The 16,079-nt window shown below is 63.1% G+C and carries 16 protein-coding genes; 10 read left to right on the forward strand and 6 right to left on the reverse strand.

Features of this window, described 5'->3' with window-relative positions; translation table 11 throughout:
• Position 1: 1 nt before the first annotated feature.
• Positions 2–1,174, forward strand: a complete 1,173-nt coding sequence (gene mutY / locus ACZ89F_RS19655) for an A/G-specific adenine glycosylase (RefSeq protein WP_476093676.1) — start codon at positions 2–4, stop codon at positions 1,172–1,174.
• The gene (locus ACZ89F_RS19660; protein ID WP_476093678.1) at positions 1,167–1,778 is read left to right on the forward strand and encodes an HAD family hydrolase; all 612 of its coding nucleotides are present in this window, start codon (positions 1,167–1,169) and stop codon (positions 1,776–1,778) included. The genes mutY and ACZ89F_RS19660 overlap by 8 nt, the downstream gene beginning before the upstream one ends.
• Positions 1,779–1,844: 66 nt before the next feature.
• Here ACZ89F_RS19660 and ACZ89F_RS19665 read toward each other — a convergent pair whose 3' ends face one another.
• Positions 1,845–2,978 (reverse strand): DNA methyltransferase, encoded by a 1,134-nt coding sequence (locus tag ACZ89F_RS19665; protein WP_476093680.1) that lies wholly within the window; start codon positions 2,976–2,978, stop codon positions 1,845–1,847.
• Between the two features lie 174 nt (positions 2,979–3,152).
• Between ACZ89F_RS19665 and ACZ89F_RS19670 the strand changes: the two genes are divergently transcribed.
• Complete coding sequence (locus ACZ89F_RS19670) at positions 3,153–3,842, forward strand: HAD family hydrolase (protein ID WP_476093682.1); 690 nt, start codon at positions 3,153–3,155, stop codon at positions 3,840–3,842.
• Between the two features lie 42 nt (positions 3,843–3,884).
• Here ACZ89F_RS19670 and ACZ89F_RS19675 read toward each other — a convergent pair whose 3' ends face one another.
• Positions 3,885–4,607, reverse strand: coding sequence for a hypothetical protein (locus tag ACZ89F_RS19675; protein ID WP_476093683.1), 723 nt, complete (start codon positions 4,605–4,607; stop codon positions 3,885–3,887).
• A gap of 128 nt (positions 4,608–4,735) precedes the next feature.
• On the opposite strand from ACZ89F_RS19675, the gene thrC reads away from it, so the two are divergent.
• The 4 genes from thrC to ACZ89F_RS19695 are packed head-to-tail and all read left to right on the forward strand — an operon-like array spanning position 4,736 to position 10,944.
• Positions 4,736–6,133, forward strand: coding sequence for a threonine synthase (gene thrC / locus ACZ89F_RS19680; RefSeq protein WP_476093684.1), 1,398 nt, complete (start codon positions 4,736–4,738; stop codon positions 6,131–6,133).
• Positions 6,134–6,147: 14 nt separating this feature from the next.
• Positions 6,148–7,440: a M16 family metallopeptidase gene (locus tag ACZ89F_RS19685; RefSeq protein ID WP_056580991.1), complete on the forward strand. Its 1,293-nt coding sequence runs from the start codon at positions 6,148–6,150 to the stop codon at positions 7,438–7,440.
• Between the two features lie 15 nt (positions 7,441–7,455).
• On the forward strand, positions 7,456–8,052 hold the full coding sequence (locus ACZ89F_RS19690; protein ID WP_109662289.1) for a GNAT family N-acetyltransferase: 597 nt from the start codon (positions 7,456–7,458) through the stop codon (positions 8,050–8,052).
• 3 nt (positions 8,053–8,055) lie between these two features.
• On the forward strand, positions 8,056–10,944 hold the full coding sequence (locus ACZ89F_RS19695; RefSeq protein WP_476093685.1) for an EAL domain-containing protein: 2,889 nt from the start codon (positions 8,056–8,058) through the stop codon (positions 10,942–10,944).
• Between the two features lie 290 nt (positions 10,945–11,234).
• Here the strand turns inward: ACZ89F_RS19695 and ACZ89F_RS19700 are convergent, their stop codons facing one another.
• Positions 11,235–11,843 carry a YqgE/AlgH family protein gene (locus ACZ89F_RS19700; protein ID WP_013532765.1) on the reverse strand — a complete coding sequence of 203 codons (609 nt, stop codon included), beginning with the start codon at positions 11,841–11,843 and terminating at the stop codon, positions 11,235–11,237.
• 171 nt (positions 11,844–12,014) lie between these two features.
• On the opposite strand from ACZ89F_RS19700, the gene ACZ89F_RS19705 reads away from it, so the two are divergent.
• From ACZ89F_RS19705 to ACZ89F_RS19715, 3 genes are all read left to right on the forward strand, one after another.
• The gene (locus tag ACZ89F_RS19705) at positions 12,015–12,821 is read left to right on the forward strand and encodes a protein-disulfide reductase DsbD domain-containing protein (RefSeq protein ID WP_476093686.1); all 807 of its coding nucleotides are present in this window, start codon (positions 12,015–12,017) and stop codon (positions 12,819–12,821) included.
• An 85-nt stretch (positions 12,822–12,906) separates the two neighbouring features.
• Positions 12,907–13,389: a redoxin family protein gene (locus ACZ89F_RS19710; RefSeq protein ID WP_476093687.1), complete on the forward strand. Its 483-nt coding sequence runs from the start codon at positions 12,907–12,909 to the stop codon at positions 13,387–13,389.
• Between the two features lie 80 nt (positions 13,390–13,469).
• The gene (locus ACZ89F_RS19715) at positions 13,470–13,946 is read left to right on the forward strand and encodes a DUF2938 domain-containing protein (protein ID WP_476093688.1); all 477 of its coding nucleotides are present in this window, start codon (positions 13,470–13,472) and stop codon (positions 13,944–13,946) included.
• 4 nt (positions 13,947–13,950) lie between these two features.
• On the opposite strand, the gene ACZ89F_RS19720 is transcribed toward ACZ89F_RS19715, so the two are convergent.
• From ACZ89F_RS19720 to ACZ89F_RS19730, 3 genes are read right to left on the reverse strand one after another with little or no spacing between them, the layout of a single operon-like run.
• Positions 13,951–14,535 (reverse strand): histidine phosphatase family protein, encoded by a 585-nt coding sequence (locus tag ACZ89F_RS19720; protein ID WP_476093689.1) that lies wholly within the window; start codon positions 14,533–14,535, stop codon positions 13,951–13,953.
• Positions 14,536–14,574: 39 nt separating this feature from the next.
• Entirely contained in the window at positions 14,575–15,105 is a 531-nt protein-coding gene (gene rnhA / locus ACZ89F_RS19725) for a ribonuclease HI (protein ID WP_476093690.1), read from the reverse strand.
• 11 nt (positions 15,106–15,116) lie between these two features.
• The gene (locus tag ACZ89F_RS19730; protein WP_476093691.1) at positions 15,117–16,079 is read right to left on the reverse strand and encodes a homoserine kinase; all 963 of its coding nucleotides are present in this window, start codon (positions 16,077–16,079) and stop codon (positions 15,117–15,119) included.

Below are 16,079 nucleotides of genomic sequence, written 5' to 3' on the forward strand. Positions count from 1 at the left end.
AATGGCATCAGCAGACCAGACCCGCAAGACCGCATCCGGGGATATCGGCAAGACCGAATCCAAGAATAGCAGCAAAGCTGCATCAGGGGATATCGCATCCCGCCTGCTCGGCTGGTACGATGTGCATCACCGTGAGTTGCCGTGGCGCATCACACCGCGTGAGCATGCGCGCGGGGCACGGCCTGATCCCTACCGCATCTGGCTGTCCGAGGTCATGCTGCAGCAGACCACCGTCGAGGCGGTGAAGGCCTATTTCCGGGTTTTCGTCGAGAAATGGCCCGATGTCGAGGCACTGGCCGCGGCCCCGACCGAGGACGTGATGAAGGCCTGGGCCGGGCTCGGCTACTACTCCCGCGCCCGCAATCTCAAGGCCTGTGCCGATCTCGTCGCCCAGCGTGGCGGCCGGTTTCCCGACACGGAGACGGCTTTGAGAGAATTGCCCGGCATCGGCGCCTATACGTCGGCGGCGATCACGGCGATCGCCTTCGACCGCCCCGCTGCCGTTGTCGACGGCAATGTCGAACGCGTCGTCTCCCGGTTGTTTTCGATCACAACGCCGTTGAGCGAGGCCAAGCCCGAAATCCGCATCCATGTCGAACGCATGGTGCCAGGGACAAGGCCGGGTGACTTCGCCCAGGCGATGATGGATCTCGGCGCCACCATCTGCACGCCGCGCCGGCCGCGCTGCATGCTGTGTCCGCTGCGCGGTGACTGCAGCGCGGTCGTTTCGGGCGATCCCGAACATTTTCCAGTGCGCCTGCCAAAGGCCGACAAGCCCCTGCGGCGCGGCGCTGCTTTCGTCGCCGTCAGAGCCGATGGCGCCATTCTTCTGCGCAAGCGCGCCGAAAAAGGCCTGCTCGGAGGCATGACAGAGGTGCCGACGACCGGCTGGACCGCGCGGATCGACGGCGCAACCACCGAGGCGGCGGCGCCTTTCCCCGCCAACTGGCGGCGTGCCGGCCAGATCTCCCATGTTTTCACCCATTTCGCGCTTGAGCTCGACGTTTTTCGTGCCGAGGTGAACGGCGCCACGCCGGCGGGGCATTTCTGGTCGCTGGCCCATGAAATTTCCGGGGAAGCGCTGCCGACTGTCATGAAAAAGGCAATCGAAGCAGCGATACCCGGCGCGACGAAAAAGCCGTCGCCACACAGTGCAAAGAGGCCCCATGACTGAAATACGTCACATCGTTTTCGACATCGGCAGAGTGCTGATCCACTACGATCCCAACATTCCATTCAGCCGCCTCATTCCGGATGCCGAAGAGAGAAAGTGGTTCTTCGACAATGTCTGCACGCATGACTGGAACATCGAGCAGGATCGCGGCCGGACCTGGGAAGAGGCCGAGGCGCTGCTGATAGCAGACCATCCCGATCACGCGGAAAACATCCGCAGTTTCCGTCGACACTGGCACGAGATGGTGCCGCATGCCTATGAAGACAGCGTCGCCATCATGCTCGGCCTGATCGAGAGCGGCCACGACGTGACCATGCTGACCAATTTTGCCAGCGACACGCTGGCCGAGGCGCGCGAGCGCTTCGATTTCCTCGAACGGCCGCGTGGCGTGACCATTTCCAGCGAGATCGGCCTGATCAAACCGGATCGCGGCATTTACGATCATCACGTCGCTGCCTTCGGCCTCGAACCGGCCGCGACGCTGTTCATCGATGACAGCCAGAAGAATGTCGACGGCGCCAAGGCGGCGGGCTGGCAGTCGGTTTTGTTCACCGATGCAAAAACGCTTCAAGCAGACCTTGAACGCCTCGGAATCAAGGCGTGATTTGAATCGCTTCGCGCGATCCGTTGCGACTTTGAATCAACGGAATTCGAAGCAATTGGCAGGGATTCAGGCCCCTGCCCGTTCCATGCCGAGCCTGGCGATACGGCGCAATTCGTCGATCGGGGTCAGGCCGCCGCTGCGCTCATAGTGCCAGAAGGTCCAGCCGTTGCAGGCGTCCAGCCCCTGCACTTCGGCGCCGATCTTGTGGATCGAGCCGGCACTGTCGCCGATCGCCACCGTACCGTCGGCGCGCACCTTGGCCGCCCAGCGCTTCTTGGCGTCGTAGAGCGTCGCACCCGGCATCATCAGCCCGGTGTCGATCAGGCTGACGAAGGCAACGCGCGGCTCGGCACGCTTGCCGGTCAGCACGGTGAGGTCTGCGCCATCCAGCGGCCGCACCGCGTCGATGCGCTCGTTGGCGGCGTCGATATAGGCCTGCTCGCGTTCGATGCCGACGAAATGGCGGCCGAGGCGCTTGGCCACCGCGCCGGTGGTACCGGAGCCGAAGAAGGGATCGAGCACGATGTCGCCCGGTTTGGTCGAGGCCATCATGATGCGGGCAAGCAGCGCTTCCGGCTTCTGCGTCGGATGCAGCTTGTCGCCATTGTCGTTCTTCAGCCGCTCGCCGCCGGTGCAGATCGGAAACAGCCAGTCGGAGCGCATCTGGATGTCGTCATTGGACGCCTTCATCGCTTCGTAGTTGAAGGTGTAGCCCTTGCCCTTCTGGTCACGCGTAGCCCAGATCATCGTCTCATGCGCATTCTGGAAGCGGCGGCCACGGAAATTCGGCATCGGGTTGGTCTTGCGCCAGACGACGTCGTTGAGGATCCAGAAGCCGAGATCCTGCATCTTGGCGCCGACCCGGAAGATGTTGTGATAGGAGCCGATGACCCAGATGGTGCCGTTTGGCTTCAGCACCCGGCGCGCCGCCAGAAGCCAGGCACGCGTGAAGGCGTCATAGGCCTCGAAACTCTCGAACTGGTCCCAGTCGTCGTCCACGGCATCGACCTTCGACTGATCGGGACGATGCAGGGCGCCGTCCAGCTGCAGATTGTAGGGCGGATCGGCGAAGATGACATCGATCGACTTTTCTGGCAGCCGGTCGAGCGCGGCGACGCAGTCGCCCTTGAGGATCGTATCCAGCCATTCGGATTGCTGGGGAGCGTGGGATAGCTCGTCGAGAAGACGCACGGCAGACATTCTGACACCCAAGGCACGCGTTACTGTTTTACTCTCTGTTATGGTTACCGATCAGCGTAAATATTCGGTGAAGGCCAAGGGACGGTCTGGCGAATTTGCGAAGGTCGCCCTGTTGGTGTATGCCGCGCCGCCTGAGCCCCCGAGGCCTCTCATCCTCCCATTGTCCGGATCGCCATGCCCCAGCCAGACCTTGTTATCTTCGATTGCGACGGCGTGCTCGTCGATTCCGAAATCATCGCCGCCCGCGTCGAGGCGGAACTGCTGACCCTAGCCGGGTACGAAATATCGGCCGAGGAGATTTCCGAGACCTATGCCGGACTGACCTTCAAGGACATCATGATGCGGGTCGAGGAGAAATCCAGCATTCCGTTCCAGGCCTCGCTGATCGACCGCGCCGAAGACCTGGTCGACCGCAAACTGCGCAGCGACGTACGTGCCATAGACGGGGTTCGCGAGGCGGTCGCCGCAGTGACGGCGCCGCGCTGCGTCTGCTCGAATTCTCGCTCGGAACGGATCGAATTCATGCTGGAGAAGGTGCATCTGCTGCCGTTTTTCGCCGGCCGGATCTTTTCGGCCCTGGAAATACCAAGCAAGAAGACCAAGCCAGCGCCCGACGTGTTCCTGTTCGCGGCGGAGACACTCAACGCCAACCCGGCAAACACTTTCGTCATCGAGGATTCCGTGCACGGCGTCCACGGCGCCAGGGCGGCAGGCATGCGCGTGATCGGCTTCACCGGCGCCGCCCACAGCTATCTCGGCCATGCCGACGCGTTGACGGAGGCCGGCGCCGAGACGGTGATCCGCCGCTGGGCGGAGTTGAAAAGCGTGATCGCGGCGCTGTCGGAGTGGTCGGCGGACGCCTGAAAAGCGTGCGTTGCGACGCACGCTTCGCGCAATTGCCGAGACTTAGTTCGTCGCGGCGGTTCTCTTCCTCTTCTTCGGCTTGTCCGCAGTCGTCTTCGGCGCGTTTTCATCATAGCCGGCAAAGGCCTGATAGTCCTGCGCCGTCGGCTCAGGCACGACGACATTGGGATCTGTGAAGACGAACTGCGTAGCGACCGAAGGATCGGTGACCTGGACCTGATATTGGTGGATCTGCGAGTAAAGCACTTCGGTGCCGTGCATCACCGCCGTGCGGATCGGCATGGTGATGGTGCCGGGCGAGAATTTCGGTCCCGGCACGATCTTGCCGGCGACCGCGATCTTCATCGTCAGCTGGCCGTTGGCACGGCTGCAGTCGCGTGTCACGTCGCTGACCGATGCCTGGTAGATGATGTTCGCCGACTCGTCGGGCGGAGTTCCAGCGGCGGCGTCAGCCTCGGCCTGGGCCGCGGCATCCACCGCGGCGTCGCCGGTCTTCTTGACCTTGGGCTTGGGCTTCTGGGTGTCCTTGGAATAGGTGTTGAAGAATGCCGTGCCGTCACGCACCGTCACTCTGGGACAATAGGCCTGCAACTGGCTGGCCAGGATCTTGGGATCCTGGGGCGGTGGCGGCGCCGTCGGATCCTTCTTGCCGATGCCGAGGTTCAGGATGCCATTGTCGCCCGATTGGCAGCCGGCGGCGGCAAGCATAAAGCCGGTGAGCGCAAGACCCGCCAAAAAGCGACCACTGAATGTACGAAACGCCATGAAACTGCACTTCCCTCTCGCAAAGCTGGTGACGTATATCAACCGCGCGGCAAAAATGCGACTGAGCCAGCGCAGAAATTAACCACCTTGCGGTGGACGGAAAAGCCAAGCAGTAACGGATTTGTGACATGCAATATGTGAGTACCCGCGGCGAAGCCCCCGTTCTTGGATTTTCCGACGCCGTGCTGGCTGGGCTGGCGCGCGACGGCGGGCTCTATGTGCCGCGCGAGTGGCCGCAGTTTTCCGCAGCCGATATCCGCGCCATGCGCGGCCTTGCCTATCCCGATCTTGCCATCCGCGTGCTGTCGCCGTTCCTCGGCGGCGAAATCCCGGCGCCCATATTCGAACGGCTGGTGCGCGAAGCCTATGCCACCTTCCGCCACGAGGCCGTCTGCCCGCTGGTGCAGACCGGCCCCAACACCTTCATCCTGGAACTCTTCCACGGGCCGACGCTCGCCTTCAAGGACGTGGCGATGCAGCTTCTCGCCCGGCTGATGGACCATGTGCTTGCCGAGCGCGATCAGCACGCCACCATCGTCGGCGCCACCTCGGGCGATACTGGCGGGGCGGCAATCGATGCCTTTGCCGGGCGCAGCCGCACCGACATCTTCATCCTTTTCCCGCACGGCCGCGTCTCGCCGGTGCAGCAGCGGCAGATGACGACATCGACGGCTGAAAACGTCCATGCGCTGGCGATCGGAGGCAATTTCGACGATTGCCAGGGCCTGCTCAAGGACATGTTCAACGATCACGGCTTTCGCGACCGGGTTGCGCTTTCGGGCGTCAATTCGATCAACTGGGCTCGCATCATGGCCCAGATCGTCTACTATTTCTCCTCGGCGCTGTCGCTCGGCGCGCCGGACAGGCCAGTCTCCTTCACGGTGCCGACCGGCAATTTCGGCGATATCTTCGCCGGCTATGCGGCCAAGAAGATGGGCCTGCCGATCGATCGGCTGGTCATCGCCACCAACGACAACGATATCCTGGCGCGCACTTTCGCGACCGGCGAATACCGCACCAAGGGCGTCTTCGCGACCACGTCGCCGTCGATGGATATCCAGGTGTCGTCCAATTTCGAACGCCTGCTGTTCGAGGCCTCCGGCCGTGACGCCGCGACCGTGCGGCGCTACATGGATAGCCTGAAGCAGTCCGGTGCCTTCACCATCGAAACCCAGCAAATCGCCGGGATGCGGTCCGAATTCGACGCCGGCCGGGCTGATATGGACGAGGTCGCCGCCACCATCCGCTCGACGCTCGCGGCCAGCAACTATCTGCTCGATCCGCACACCGCGGCGGCCGTGCATGTCGCGGCAGGCAAGACGGCAGGCGCCGTGCCGATGGTGGTGCTGGGCACCGCGCACCCGGCAAAATTTCCGGCCGCCGTCGAAGCCGCCAGCGGCATCTCGCCCGCCCTGCCCGCATGGCTAGGCGGGTTGATGACGGCGGAGGAAAAATACACGGTACTTCCATCCGACCTGAAAATGGTGGAAGATTATGTCGGCCGCCACACGCGGGCGGCGCGTTAGGGAGTACTAGCCATATGGGTGTTGAGGTAAGCCGTCTGTCGAACGGCCTGACAGTCGCCACCGAAACCCTTCAAAGCATCGAATCGGTTGCCCTTGGTGCCTGGGTCAAGTCGGGTGCCCGCAATGAACGTGACGACGAGCATGGCATGGCCCATCTGCTCGAGCACATGGCGTTCAAGGGCACGAAGCGGCGAAGCGCCTTCGAAATCGCCTCGGAAATCGAGGATGTCGGCGGCGAGATCAACGCCGCGACCAGCGTCGAGACCACCTCCTACTATGCCAGGGTGCTCTCCGACGACGTGCCACTGGCCGTCGACATCCTTGCCGACATCCTGCAGGAGTCCGAATTCGACCCGCAGGAACTCGAACGCGAACAGCATGTGATCCTGCAGGAGATCGGCGCCGCGCACGACACGCCCGACGACATCGTTTTCGACCGCTTCACGGAAACCGCCTATCGCCATCAGACGATTGGGCGCTCCATTCTCGGCACGCCCGAAACGGTCAAATCCTTCACCTCCAAGCAACTCCACGACTTCATCGAACGTCAATATGGCGCCGAGCGCATGGTGATTGTCGCTGCTGGCGACATCAAGCACGACAATTTCGTGCGCGAGGTCGAAAAACAGCTCGGCGGCTTCCGCAGCAAGGCAGACAGCACCATCCCGCAATATGCGCAATATGTGGGCGGCGACTTCCGCGAGGACCGCGACCTGATGGACGCGCAGATCGTCCTGGGATTCGAAGGCCGCGCCTATCATGTACGCGATTTCTATGCCTCGCAGGTGCTGTCGATGATCCTCGGCGGCGGCATGTCGTCGCGCCTGTTCCAGGAGGTCCGCGAGAAGCGCGGCCTGTGTTATTCGGTCTATGCCTTCCATTGGGGCTTTTCCGACACCGGCGTCTTCGGCGTCCATGCCGCCACCGGCCAGAGCGACATCGCCGAACTGGTGCCGGTCATCATCGACGAACTGCAGAAGGCCGGCGAGAAGATCCTGCAGGAAGAACTCGACCGCGCGCGCGCCCAGTATCGCGCCGGGCTGATCATGTCCGCCGAAAGCCCGGCCAGCCGCGCTTCGCAGATCGCCCGGCAACTGCTTCTGTTCGGTCGGCCGATCGCCAAGGAGGAACTGATGGAACGGCTGTCGGCGCTGACGATCGAGCGGCTGACCGATCTGTCGTCGCGATTGTTCTCGACCAAACCGACGCTTACCGCTGTCGGGCCTGTGGGTACGCTGGCGCCATACGAGGCGATCCTCGAATCGCTCGCGGGCACGCAGACCACGGCCCGCAAGCTCGCCGTCTAAGCCCCTCAAAGCGTCGTGTTCGCGCTCCCTTTCTTTCGCCGTGACCTGCCGGCGCTGAAAGGCGACCGCGTCACGCTGCGCGTGCCATTCACCAACGACTACCGCGAGTGGGCGGCAGTGCGTGGCGAAAGCCGGGCCTTCCTCGAACCATGGGAGCCACGCTGGACTCCCGATGAACTCGACCGCACCGCATGGCGGCTGCGCATCAGCCGCTATCGCGAAGACTATGCGCAAGGGACGGCGATCGCCTTCTTCATCTTCGAGAGGAGCAGCGGCAAGCTGGCGGGTGGCATCACGCTCGGCAACATACGTCATGGCGTCTCGCAAAGCGGCCATGTCGGCTACTGGATCGGCGAGCGCTTTGGCGGTCGTGGCCTGATGACCGACGCGGTCAAGGTGGTGGCACGCTTCGCCTTCGATACGCTGAGGTTGCACCGGATCGAAGCGGCCTGTATTCCCGACAATATCCGGTCGATCCGCGTGCTTGAAAAAGCCGGATTCCGGCGCGAAGGACTTCTGCGATCCTATCTCAGGATCAACGGCATCTGGCAGGACCACTACCTCTACGCCCGGATCGCGGACGATCCGCCGGGCGTTGGAACGAAGGACTGATTTTTGACGAAATTCCTGCGCAACGGGCCGCTGTTCGCCTTTGTCCTCGCGACAATCCTGACGCTGTGCGCGGCGTCGTCGGCCTTCGCCGTCGAACCAATCAAGATTGCCCGTGACGACGTCGCGCTCGACCTTTCAGGCGCCGTCGAGATCTACCGGAACCAGGGCGAGAATTTCCAGGTGTCGACCGCGCCCGGGCCGGACGGCATCGTGCGGCGCATCGAGGTCGAGGCCAATGATGCGCGTTCGACCGGCGACTGGGCGGTGTTCGCGCTCGCCAACACCACCGACCAGCAGCTCGACAGGCTGATCGTCGCGCCGCATTTCAGGCTGGTGAATTCCGGTATCTTCTGGCCGGATCTCGGCTCGACACGCATCGCCGCCATCACGCCCAGCGAGGGCTTCGCGCTCGACCGCCAGACCAGCCCCGACGCGGACGTGTTCCGGGTGACGCTGAACCCCGGCACGGTGATCACCTTCATCGCCGAACTGGCCTCGCCAAAGCTGCCGCAGGTTTATCTGTGGGATCCGGAATCCTACAAGGACTCGGTCAATTCCTACACGCTGTTTCGCGGCATCGTCATCGGCATTGCCGGCCTGCTGGCGCTGTTCCTGACCATCCTTTTCGTGGTCAAGGGAACCTCCATGTTCCCGGCGACCGCGGCACTTGCCTGGGCGGTTCTGGCCTATATCTGCGTCGATTTCGGCTTCCTCAACAAGATCATCGAGATCTCGCCCGGCAATGAGCAGATGTGGCGAGCGGGAACGGAGGTGGCGCTGGCGGGAACCTTCGTGGTGTTCCTGTTCGCCTATCTCAACCTCAACCGATGGCACGGCCATTTCAGCTACGGCGCGCTGGTCTGGATCCTCGGGCTGGTGCTGATCGCCGGCGTCGCCATCGTCGATCCGGCGGTCGCCGCCGGTATCGCCCGGCTGTCCTTCGCCGCCACCGCGCTGACCGGGCTCGGCCTGATCATCTTCCTCGGCATACGCGGCTACGACCGCGCCATCATGCTGGTGCCCAGTTGGGTCATGGTGCTGTTGTGGCTGTGCGGATCGTGGATGGCGATCACCGGCATGCTCGACAATGATATCGCCCAGCCGGCCTTGGGCGGTGGGCTGATCCTTATCATCCTTCTGATCGGCTTCACCGTCATGCAGCATGCCTTTGCCGGCGGCGCGCTGCATCAGGGCCTGTTCTCCGACCTCGAGCGGCAGGCGCTGGCGGTGGCTGGATCGGGCGACACGGTGTGGGACTGGGACGTGCTGCGCGACCGCGTCGTCACCAAGCCCGATGTCAGCATCCAGCTCGGCCTGGCGCCGAACAGCCTGGGTGGCGCGGCGCGCAACTGGCTGCCGGTGCTTCATGCCGACGACCGCGACACCTTCCGAACCACACTCGACGTCGTGCTCGAACACCGGCGCGGCCGGGTATCGCAGAATTTTCGCCTGCGCGGCGCCGATGGGCACTATCACTGGTTCTCGCTCAGGGCACGGCCGGTGATCGGATCGGATGGCGAAGTGATTCGCTGCGTCGGCACCATGGTCGACGTCACCGAGCAGAAAAAGTCCGAGGAAAGGTTGCTGCACGATGCCGTGCACGACAATCTGACCGGGCTGCCGAACCGCGAATTGTTGATGAACCGGCTGGAAGCGATCATCTCGATCGCACGCACCGAGGAGAAAGTGCGCCCGACCGTCTTCGTCATCGACATCGACCGTTTCAAGCAGGTCAATGACGGGCTCGGCATCTCGGCCGGCGACACCATTCTGCTCACCATCGCGCGGCGCCTGCACCGGCTGCTCAAGCCGAAGGATTCGCTGTCGCGCTTTGCCGGCGACCAGTTCGCGCTGATGCTGCTGTCCGAACAGGACCCGGCCCGCATCGCCGCCGTGGCGGACGCCATCAAGCATGCCATCAACAACCCGATCACCTTCGCCAAGCGCGAGATCGTGCTGACCGCGTCGATCGGGCTGATCACCTGGAATTCGCCGCAGATGTCGGCCGAGGACATGGTCAAGGATGCCGAGCTTGCCATGCATCAGGCCAAGCGCTTCGGCGGCGACAGGATCGAGCCGTTCCGTCCGGCTTTCCGCACCGTCGGCACCGACAGGCTGCAGTTCGAATCCGACCTGCGCCGCGCCATCGAACGGCGCGAATTCACCCTCGCCTACCAGCCGATCGTGCGGCTCGAGGACGGCAGCGTCGCCGGCTTCGAGGCGCTGCTGCGCTGGGACCATCCGCGTCGCGGCATGATCCCGCCGGCGGATTTCATCCCGGTCGCCGAAAGCTGCGGGCTGATCGTGCAGCTCGGCCTGTTCGCCATGCAGCAGGCGGCGGAAGACCTTGCCAGCTGGCAAAAGCAGATCGGCGACGCGCCGCTGTCGGTCTCGGTCAATTTGTCCAGCCGCCAGTTGATCCGCCGCGACCTGGTCAGCGACGTCCGCTCGGTCATCGCGCGGGCCAATCTCAAGCCGCGCTGCTTCCGGCTCGAACTCACCGAATCGCTCGTCATGGACAATCCCGAGCAGACCGCCCATGTGCTGACCAAGCTGAAGCAGCTCGGCATCGGCCTGTCGCTCGACGATTTCGGTACCGGCTATTCCTCATTGGCCTATCTGACGCGCTTCCCCTTCGACACCATCAAGATCGACAAGAGCTTCGTCGACGACAACACGCCGAAGCGGGCGGTGCTGCTCAAATCGATGGTCAACATGGCGCATGAGCTCGGCCTGTCCGTCGTCGCCGAGGGGATTTCGGACGAAAGCGATGCGCTGGAACTGCGCCAGATGGGCTGCGAATATGTGCAGAGCTTCATGTTCGGCGCACCAATGCCAGGCGACCAGGTGCTGAAGACGCTGAAAGAGCAATATCCGCTGACGCAGGCGTGATCGGGTTGACGCGTATCGTTCAAGCGCGGTGGCTGAGGCCTTGGCGATTGGCCGAGATATCAATCGCTTCGTCATCCGCGGGCGGAGCAAGGAGCGAAGCGACGCAGCGCAGACCCGAGGATCCACGCCGTGACGTTAAGGCGTTGGAACGGTTCAGAATTCTGCTCCGCTGCATCCTTCGGCTGAGCTCACGGCATGGATCCTAGGGCCTCCGCGACGGAGCTTCGCTCCTGCTTCGCCCTAGGATGACGAAATCGGTAGGGCTCCGGCTAACCTCGAACGGAGGTTATTCAGGCGTGTCCGGCCGCGAGGCTGAGATGGGCGAGATCAATGCCGATCGAGGCGAGGATCCGGTCGTATTTGCGCTCGATGTCGGTGTCGAACAGAAGCTCGGCACTGGCCGGACAGGTCAGCCAGCCATTCTCGGCGATCTCGGTCTCCAATTGGCCGGCGCCCCAGCCGGAATAGCCGAGCGCCATCAGCGCGTGACGCGGCCCGCGGCCAGACGATATGGCGCGCAAGATGTCGACGGTCGCGGTCAGGCAGATGTCGTCCGAAACGGTCAGCGACGATTCCACCCGGTAGTCACCCGAATGCAGGACAAAGCCCCGGCTGCGATCGACGGGCCCGCCATTGCGCACGACGAAATCGCGCGCCTGCGCCGGCAAGCGGATCGCCTCCTGTTCGTTCATGATGCCCAGTTGCACGAGCAGGTCCGGAAACAGCATCTGCTGCGTCTGGTTGATGATCAGGCCCATGGCGCCTTCATCCGAGTGCGCGCAGACATAGATGACCGAGCGCGTGAAACGGTCGTCCTTCATGCCAGGCATGGCAATCAGGAACTGATCGTCGAGAAAGCCGCGGCTGGCGACCGTCTTCTTGTGGCGCAACAAGTCCATGAAAGGGAGCGTAACGCGTTTCCAAAGCGCCGAAAAGATGCGCCGTGCGGGATTCGACCAAAGCCTATGGCGCCGGCTCGAGTATTCTTCTCCCTCGAGGTCACGCAAATATGATACCGGCAAGGCCATGAAATCATTGCGCGGCCACGAACGGACGATCAAATCACCGCCATGCAAAGCTTGAAAATCCTGCTGCTCGGCGCCGCCATCGGATCGGCAACCGCTCTTCCCGCCGCCGCCTCTTCATCGGCATGGTACAACAGCGAAGGCGGCAAGGTCCGGCTGGTGACATCAGGCAAGGCCGATGATGCCGGCCGCATCCAGGGCGTCCTCGACATAGCGCTCAAGCCCGGCTGGAAGACCTACTGGCGCGACCCGGGCGATGCGGGCGTGCCGCCGCAGCTCGACATTTCAGCCAGCACCAACATCACCGACGCCACTCTGTCGTTTCCTGCCCCGCAGCGCCATGACGACGGCTATGGCAAATGGGCAGGCTACAACTATCCGGTTTCGCTGCCGGTGACATTCACGCTGGGGGCGCCGAACCAGCCGGCGGTCATCGATGCCGACATTTTTCTCGGCATCTGCGAAACGATCTGCATTCCAGTGCAGACGCGGCTGACCGTCGATCCCGCCTCCGATCCGGACAATACCGAGGACGCGGCGCTGGTGAAGGCGAGTTTCACGGCACTGCCGGCGCCCGCGAGATCCGATTTCGGCATCAATGTCCTGCCGGGCGACCATGAGACGCTGATTGTCGAGGCGAGCTTTCCCGGTGATCCGGAGGCGGCGGATTTCTTCGTTGCCGGCGAGCGGGACTACATGTTCGGCACCCCTGCCCGCAGCGAAAAGGACGGCAAGCTGATCTTCACCGTGCCGATCCTCGATCGCCCGTCGACGACGCCGACGGATGGCGGGCTTCACTATACGCTGACGAGTTCGGCGGGCGCGGTCGAAGGGGTTCTGCCTTTCCCTTGATCCAGGCCGCCCGAACGGTTGCAGGACGCCGTTGAGTTCGCTACGCAAAGACACGTCCTTCCCCATTTTCCCAAGCGAGGAATCCATGACCATTTCCGTTGGCGACAAGCTGCCTGACGTGACCTTCAAGACGATGAGCGCCGATGGCGCCAAGCCGATCACCGGGGCCGAGATTTTCTCGGGCAAGAAGGTCGTGCTGTTTGGGGTTCCCGGCGCCTTCACACCGACCTGCAGCAACAACCATTTGCCCGGCTATCTCGAGAACCATGACGCCATCCTGGCGCGTGGCGTCGACACCATCGCCGTCGTTTCGGTCAATGACGTCCACGTCATGGGCGCCTGGGCGCGCTTCACCGGCGGTGAGGGCAAGATACTGTTCCTCGCCGACGGCAGTGGCGACTTCGCCAAAGCGGTGGGCCTCGACAATGACCTTTCCGCCGGTGGCATGGGGCTGCGTTCGAAGCGGTTTTCGATGATCGTCGACGACGGCAAGGTCACCGCGCTCAATATCGAGACCAAGCCCGGTGTCGACGAGTCCGGCGCGGCTCATATTCTGGGACAGCTCTGAACTTCAGCGAGGCGTCGGGCGTGGGACCACAACCACGATCGCGCCTCTAGTCGAGGGCTTGCCTTGAGGGGACCCTAGCGATGTTTGATATCTTCTGGCGCGCTATCGCGATCGGCATCGGCGCCACCCTGCTGATGGATCTCTGGGCCATCTTCCTGCACAAGACGTTCGGCCAGCCACGGCCGAACTGGGGGCCGGTCGGTCGCTGGGTCTGGCATCTCGGCGACAAGGTCTTCCACGACGATATCGGCAATGCCGCGCCTTACGCGCATGAAAAGGCGCTGGGCTGGGCCTTTCATTATTTTGTCGGCATCGTCTACGGCATCATCCTGGTGGTGCTGGCCGGAGCGGGTTGGCTTGCCGCTCCGACATTCCTGCCGGCCTTCATCCTCGGCATCGTCACCGTCGGCGCCGGCTGGTTCCTGCTGGCGCCCGGCATGGGCGCCGGCTGGGCCGCCTCGAAGCGCCCCAACCCGATGCAGATCCGTGCGCTGAACCTGGTGTCACACACGGTGTTCGCACTTGGGCTTTGGGGCACGGCGCTGCTGGTCAGCTAAGCGTTTACGGCTGTGCCGGCCTGTCAATCGGCCGCCAGCCGTGGAGAACACGGCGCGCAGGAAGATCGTAAGCAAAATAGTTGCCGCCGCCGACTGGCTGATCCGCTTCGCGGCTGATCTCGCGACCACTAAGAGACAAGAGCAGCAGCGTTCCCACCCCTCCATGGCCCACGAAGGCAATGTCGTCGGCGTCATTGGTGCGGAGCACGGTGTCGACCTCGCTCACGATCCGATGCTGCGCATCGATGGCCCGCTCCCACCCGCGAACGCTTTCGCGTGGATTGGCAAAGAACTGGTCCGCTACCGCTTCGAACTCCGGCGGCGGCAGGAAGCCAGTTGCCGATCGATCGTTCTCATGCATCCGCTCCCTCACCTCCACCGGAAGGCCGAGATGCGTCGCGAGGATCTCGGCGGTTTCCATCGCCTTGCGTTCAGCCGACGACACGATACGCCGGACCGGCCCGATCCAGGGCTGATCGAGCATTGCAAACGCTCTCGCGCGTCCGATATCGGATAGTCCCCATTCCGGCACTGGAACTTCGGCATCGACCCGAACCTGGGGATGCGTGACATAGTAGAGGATCGGCACGATAGAGGTCCTCGGCTGAGAGCCGCCCCGCTCCCGGAATCAATAGCTCTGGGTCGACCGCCGTGCTTTCGCAACTGCCGGCTGTTTTGCCTGCGCGGCCGGCTTCGGCGCTGCTGCAGGCTTGAACGGGCCTTTCTTGAACGGTGCCATGCCTTCGCGCGCGAGTTCGTCGGCGCGCTCGTTTTCGGTATGGCCGGCATGGCCCTTGACCCAGTTCCAGGTGACTTTGTGGCGCTTGTTGGCTTCGTCGAGTGCCTGCCAGAGTTCACCGTTCTTGACCGGCTTCTTGTCGGCGGTCTTCCAGCCGTTCTTCTTCCAGCCGTGGATCCACTTGGAGATGCCATCCATGACATATTTGCTGTCGGTGTGAAGCTCGACGGTGCAAGGTTCCTTCAGCGCATTCAGCGCCGAGATGGCGGCGAGAAGCTCCATGCGGTTGTTGGTCGTCTCGGCCTCGCCCCCGGAAAGCTCCTTGGTGGTGCCGTTGAAGCGCAGGATCGCGCCCCAGCCGCCGGGGCCGGGGTTGCCCGAACAGGCGCCGTCGGTGAAGATCTCAACCTGTTTGCTCATGATACCCCATATCAGGCCAATCCATATTCCGAAGGAGATCTGATCGCCCGGTGGAACCGCATCCTGCGGATATACTCGGTCGGATCGCGTTTCATCACCAGCCCACCATCGGGAACATTCAGCCAGTCGTACAGCCGGGTCAGCATGAAGCGCAGCGCCGAACCGCGCGCCAGCATTGGCAGCGCCGCCTTTTCCTGGTCGCTCAGGGAGCGCACGCTCTGATAGCCGGCAAGCAACGCCTGGCCCTTGGTGAGGTTGAAGGAAAAATCCTTCTCGAAGCACCAGGCGTTGAGGCAGGTGGCGACATCGTAGGCGTAGAGATCGTCGCAGGCGAAATAGAAATCGATCAAGCCGGAGAGCTTTTCGCCAAGAAAGAAGACGTTGTCGGGGAAAAGATCGGCATGGATGATGCCTTGCGGCAGATCCTTCGGCCAGTTGTGCTCGAAGTCGGCGAAGTCGGCATCGACCTCGGCCGCAAGGCCCGGCTCGACCTCGTCGGCGCGGTCGCGCGCCGCGTTCCAGAGCTTGCGCCAGCCGTCGATGGCCAAGGCATTGGGGCGCGTCATCGAAAAATCGGCGCCAGCCAGATGCAACTGCGCCAGCGCCTTGCCGACCTCGGCGCAATGCGTCGATGTCGGCCGCCGCAGCGAAAGCCCTTCGAGGAAGGTGATGATGACCGCCGGCCTACCGGCGAGCGTGCCTATGACGCTACCGTCATGTGCGGTCACCGGCAGCGGGCAGGACACGCCCTTGTTGGCGAGATGGCCCATCAGGCCGAGGAAAAACGGCAGATCCGCCTTCTCGACCCGCTTTTCATAGAGCGTCAGGATGTAGGAGCCGCTGGAGGTGTGCAGCAGGAAGTTCGAGTTCTCGGTGCCTTCGGCGATGCCCTTGTAAGACAGGAGATCGCCGACCGGATAGTGCTTCAGGAATGCGCCGAGTTCGCCTTCCGCAACGTCGGTGTAGACCGCCAT

This window comes from Mesorhizobium sp. USDA 3734, from assembly GCF_056279665.1.

What these genes read in the sequence shown, in the direction of transcription:
- ACZ89F_RS19705 (WP_476093686.1), top strand. Translation starts at nt 12,015, where the DNA reads ATGCAAAGCTTGAAAATCCTGCTGCTCGGCGCCGCCATCGGATCGGCA.
- mutY (WP_476093676.1), top strand. Translation starts at nt 2, where the DNA reads ATGGCATCAGCAGACCAGACCCGCAAGACCGCATCCGGGGATATCGGC.
- ACZ89F_RS19660 (WP_476093678.1), top strand. Translation starts at nt 1,167, where the DNA reads ATGACTGAAATACGTCACATCGTTTTCGACATCGGCAGAGTGCTGATC.
- ACZ89F_RS19685 (WP_056580991.1), top strand. Translation starts at nt 6,148, where the DNA reads ATGGGTGTTGAGGTAAGCCGTCTGTCGAACGGCCTGACAGTCGCCACC.
- ACZ89F_RS19715 (WP_476093688.1), top strand. Translation starts at nt 13,470, where the DNA reads ATGTTTGATATCTTCTGGCGCGCTATCGCGATCGGCATCGGCGCCACC.
- rnhA (WP_476093690.1), bottom strand. Translation starts at nt 15,105, where the DNA reads ATGAGCAAACAGGTTGAGATCTTCACCGACGGCGCCTGTTCGGGCAAC.
- ACZ89F_RS19730 (WP_476093691.1), bottom strand. Translation starts at nt 16,079, where the DNA reads ATGGCGGTCTACACCGACGTTGCGGAAGGCGAACTCGGCGCATTCCTG.
- ACZ89F_RS19710 (WP_476093687.1), top strand. Translation starts at nt 12,907, where the DNA reads ATGACCATTTCCGTTGGCGACAAGCTGCCTGACGTGACCTTCAAGACG.
- thrC (WP_476093684.1), top strand. Translation starts at nt 4,736, where the DNA reads ATGCAATATGTGAGTACCCGCGGCGAAGCCCCCGTTCTTGGATTTTCC.
- ACZ89F_RS19700 (WP_013532765.1), bottom strand. Translation starts at nt 11,843, where the DNA reads ATGGACTTGTTGCGCCACAAGAAGACGGTCGCCAGCCGCGGCTTTCTC.
- ACZ89F_RS19665 (WP_476093680.1), bottom strand. Translation starts at nt 2,978, where the DNA reads ATGTCTGCCGTGCGTCTTCTCGACGAGCTATCCCACGCTCCCCAGCAA.
- ACZ89F_RS19675 (WP_476093683.1), bottom strand. Translation starts at nt 4,607, where the DNA reads ATGGCGTTTCGTACATTCAGTGGTCGCTTTTTGGCGGGTCTTGCGCTC.
- ACZ89F_RS19670 (WP_476093682.1), top strand. Translation starts at nt 3,153, where the DNA reads ATGCCCCAGCCAGACCTTGTTATCTTCGATTGCGACGGCGTGCTCGTC.